A 4225-nucleotide genomic window follows, 5' to 3' on the forward strand; every position below is an offset into this window, starting at 1 on the left:
GACGATCTCCACCAGCAGGTCGCCGCCCTCCACCTGCTGTACGCGGTTGATGGCCGGCCGGGAGACCCGGCCCGCCCTCGGGGCGGTGATCGCGGCCTCCATCTTCATCGCCTCGATGGTGGCGACCGTGGCACCGGCCTCGACCGCGTCGCCCTCGGCGACGGCCAGGGTCACCACACCGGCGAAGGGCGCCGCGACGTGGCCCGGGTTGTTCCGGTCGGCCTTCTCCGTCACGGGGACGTCGGAGGCGGCGGCCCGGTCCCGGACCTGGATGGGCCGCAGCTGGCCGTTGAGCGTGGACATCACGGTGCGCATACCGCGCTCGTCGGCCTCGCCGATCGCCTGGAGCTCGATCAGCAGCCGGACCCCGGGCTCCAGGTCGACGGCGTACTCCTTGCCGGGGCGCAGGCCGTAGAAGAACGCCTTGCTGTCCAGCACGCCGGTGTCGCCGAAGGACTGGCGGTGCGTCTCGAACTCGCGGGTGGGGCCGGGGAACAGCAGCCGGTTGAGGGTGGCCCGGCGGTCCTCGGCCAGCCCCTCGCGGTCCTCGGCGGACAGCTCGGGCACGGGCTTGGGCGCCGCGCGGCCCTGGAGCGCCTTGGTGCGGAACGGCTCCGGCCAGCCGCCGGGCGGGGTGCCCAGCTCACCGCGCAGGAAGCCGATCACCGAGTCCGGGATGTCGAAGGTACCGGGGTCGGCCTCGAAGGCCTCCGGTGCGACCCCGGCGCCCACGAGGTGCAGGGCGAGGTCGCCGACCACCTTGGAGGACGGGGTGACCTTGACCAGGCGGCCGAGGATGCGGTCGGCGGCGGCGTACATCGCCTCGATGTCCTCGAAGCGGTCGCCGAGGCCGAGGGCGACGGCCTGGGTGCGCAGGTTGGACAGCTGGCCGCCGGGGATCTCGTGGTGGTAGACGCGGCCGGTCGGCGAGGCGAGGCCCGCCTCGAACGGGGCGTAGATCCTGCGGACGCCCTCCCAGTACGGCTCCAGGTCGCCGACCGCCTGCAGGTCGAGGCCGGTGGGCCGCTCGGAGTGGTCGGTGGCGGCGACGATCGCGGACAGCGACGGCTGGGAGGTGGTCCCGGCCATGGAGGCCACCGCTCCGTCGACGGCGTCCGCGCCCGCCTGGACCGCGGCGAGGTAGGTGGCGAGCTGGCCGCCCGCGGTGTCGTGGGTGTGCAGGTGCACCGGCAGGTCGAACTCGCGGCGCAGCGCCGAGACCAGCCTGGCGGCGGCCGGGGCGCGCAGCAGGCCCGCCATGTCCTTGATCGCGAGGACGTGGGCGCCGGCCTCGACGATCCGCTCGGCCAGGCGCAGGTAGTAGTCCAGGGTGTAGAGGCGCTCCGACGGATCGTCGAGGTCGGCGGTGTAGCAGAGGGCGACCTCGGCGACGGCGGTGCCCGTCTCCCGTACGGCGTCGATGGCGGGGCGCATCCGACCCACGTCGTTGAGGGCGTCGAAGATGCGGAAGATGTCGATGCCGGTGGCGGCGGCCTCCTGTACGAAGGCTTCGGTGACCTCGGTCGGGTACGGCGTGTAGCCGACGGTGTTGCGGCCGCGCAGCAGCATCTGGAGGCAGATGTTGGGGACGGCCTCGCGCAGGGCGGCCAGCCGTTCCCAGGGGTCCTCGGCGAGGAAGCGCAGCGCCACGTCGTAGGTGGCGCCGCCCCAGCACTCCAGGGAGAGGAGCTGCGGCAGGGTGCGGGCGACGGCCGGGGCGACGGCGAGGAGGTCCTTGGTGCGTACCCGGGTGGCCAGCAGGGACTGGTGGGCGTCGCGGAAGGTGGTGTCGGTGACGCCGAGCGTCGGCGACCGGCGCAGGTGCCGGGCGAAGCCCTCGGGGCCGAGGTCCACGAGGAGCTGCCGGGATCCGGCGGGCGGCTCGCCGGCGGGCAGCGGCGGCAGCTTGGTCAGCGGGTCGGGCAGCCCGGGCCGTTCGCCGTGCGGCTTGTTGACGGTGACGTCGGCGAGGTAGGTGAGCAGCTTGGTGCCGCGGTCGGCGGAGTGCCGGGCGGTCAGCAGGTGCGGGCGCTGCTCGATGAAGGAGGTGGTGACCCGGCCCGCCCGGAAGTCGGGGTCGTCCAGGACCGCCTGGAGGAAGGGGATGTTGGTGGCCACGCCGCGGATGCGGAACTCGGCGACCGCGCGCCGGGCCCGGCCGATGGCGGCCTGGAAGTCGCGGCCCCGGCAGGTGAGCTTGACCAGCATCGAGTCGAAGTGCGCGCTGATCTCCGTACCGGCGTGGGTGGTGCCGCCGTCCAGCCGGATGCCGGAGCCGCCCGGGGAGCGGTAGGCGCTGATCCGGCCGGTGTCCGGGCGGAAGCCGTTGGCGGGGTCCTCGGTGGTGATCCGGCACTGCAGGGCGGCGCCGCGCAGGGTGACCGTGTCCTGGGAGAGCCCGAGGTCTGCGAGGGTCTCGCCGGCGGCGATGCGCAGCTGGGCCTGGACCAGGTCGACGTCGGTGACCTCCTCGGTCACGGTGTGCTCGACCTGGATGCGCGGGTTCATCTCGATGAACACGTGGTTGCCGTCGCGGTCGAGGAGGAACTCCACGGTTCCGGCGTTGCGGTAGCCGATCTCGCGGGCGAAGCGGACGGCGTCGGCGCAGATCCGCTCGCGCAGTTCCGGGTCCAGGTTGGGGGCGGGGGCCAGCTCGATGACCTTCTGGTGGCGGCGCTGGAGCGAGCAGTCGCGTTCGAAGAGGTGGATGACGTCGCCCTCGCCGTCGGCGAGGATCTGCACCTCGATGTGGCGGGGCTCGACGACGGCCTTCTCCAGGAAGACGGTCGGGTCGCCGAAGGCGGAGGCGGCCTCGCGGGAGGCGGCCTCGATGGACTCGCGCAGCCGGGCCGGGTCGTCGACGCGGCGCATGCCGCGCCCGCCGCCGCCCGCGACCGCCTTGACGAAGACGGGGAAGCCGATGCCGTCGGCGGCGCGCACCAGTTCGTCCACGTCGGTGGAGGGCGGGCAGGAGCCGAGGACCGGCACGCCGGCCGCGCGGGCGGCGGCGACCGCGCGCGCCTTGTTTCCGGTCAGCTCCAGCGTGTCCGCGCCGGGGCCGACGAAGGTGATGCCCGCCTCCTCGCAGGCGCGGGCCAGCTCGGGGTTCTCGGACAGGAAGCCGTAGCCCGGGTAGACGGCGTCGGCGCCCGCCCGGCGGGCGGCGGCCACGATCTCCTCGACGGAGAGGTAGGCCCGCACCGGATGCCCCGGCTCGCCGATCTCGTACGCCTCGTCGGCCTTGAGCCGGTGCAGTGAGTTGCGGTCCTCGTGCGGGAAGACGGCGACGGTTCGCGCGCCGAGTTCGTAGCCCGCCCGGAACGCGCGGATCGCGATCTCCCCGCGGTTGGCGACCAGCACCTTGCGGAACATCCTGGATTCCCTTCAGCTGCCTGCCGGCGACGAACACCCTGGCCTCGGCCCGCCCTGCCGTCACTCGCGGGCCACCCTAGGGGCTGCCCGTACGGGCCGAGGTGCGAAAACCATCACACCGGCGGGGTGGCCGGCGCCACAGGGACGCGCCGCACCGGCCGCACCACGGGGACTTCACGCAGGTCGCCCGGTCTCGTGGCCGGTGACCGTTCCCGGCGGTTCTCCCCCGCGGCGATGACCACGCGGCGGGCGCGCACGGTGTCCGCGCTGGTCGTGAAAGGTGTCCATGTGGCCGCCGAGCACTCCCGGCAAGGCCCGGTGGGCGAGCCCGTCGCCCCGTCGTGTCAGCGACCTCGCCGGGACTCCGCGCCCCGAACCGGCCGTGTCTCCTCCTCACCTCCTGCCGGGCTGGTGCGCGCAACGCCGCGGTCGTACGGATGCTCCGCCGGGCCGGCCGGGCCCGGGCCGAGTTGGAGAACCGGCTCGGTGCGGACTTCCCCGGCGTCCGTGTCCACAGCGACGCGGTGAGGGAGGCGGCGACAAGCACACCCGCGCCCATGAGCCGACGCAGGTGATCCAGCGGCGCCGGGGACCTGCCGCCGGAACCGACAACGGCTCGGGGCTGAAGGTCTCCGGCCCGTCCGACCGCTTCGAGCGGGAGACGGAGGCGATCGACGCACCGGCCGCCGCGGCCGGATGACCGGGGGCTGCCGGGGGCCCTGCGAGGCCGGTCGTCAGATGATCCCGGCCGGGGGGGATCACAGCCGGGTGACGCGTCGGCGGGAACCGTCCGGCCGTCGTCCGGGGTGACGACGATCTTCTTGGTCTTCTCGGTCTCCTCGATGCGGACGCG

The 4225-nt window shown here is 74.1% G+C and carries 3 protein-coding genes; 2 read left to right on the plus strand and 1 reads right to left on the minus strand.

From position 1 onward, the window contains the following. On the minus strand, positions 1-3372 hold a 3372-nt coding region (locus tag H5J33_RS25710; RefSeq protein ID WP_181797244.1), incomplete at its 3' end, for a pyruvate carboxylase. A gap of 437 nt (positions 3373-3809) precedes the next feature. Here H5J33_RS25710 and H5J33_RS38765 point away from each other — a divergent pair. Both H5J33_RS38765 and H5J33_RS38770 read left to right on the plus strand, forming a co-directional pair. Beyond that, positions 3810-3947 carry a DUF4157 domain-containing protein gene (locus H5J33_RS38765; RefSeq protein ID WP_399552918.1) on the plus strand — a complete coding sequence of 46 codons (138 nt, stop codon included), beginning with the start codon at positions 3810-3812 and terminating at the stop codon, positions 3945-3947. Further along, positions 3944-4072, plus strand: a complete 129-nt coding sequence (locus H5J33_RS38770) for a hypothetical protein (RefSeq protein WP_399552919.1) — start codon at positions 3944-3946, stop codon at positions 4070-4072. Before H5J33_RS38765 ends, H5J33_RS38770 begins: the two co-directional genes overlap by 4 nt. Positions 4073-4225: the final 153 nt, after the last annotated feature.

The sequence above is a fragment of the Streptomyces sp. WELS2 genome, from assembly GCF_013870595.1.
Lineage (GTDB): Bacteria > Actinomycetota > Actinomycetes > Streptomycetales > Streptomycetaceae > Streptomyces.

Excerpts from the sequence above, each read along its gene's own strand:
- H5J33_RS38765 (WP_399552918.1), top strand. The coding sequence starts at position 3,810 with ATGCTCCGCCGGGCCGGCCGGGCCCGGGCCGAGTTGGAGAACCGGCTC.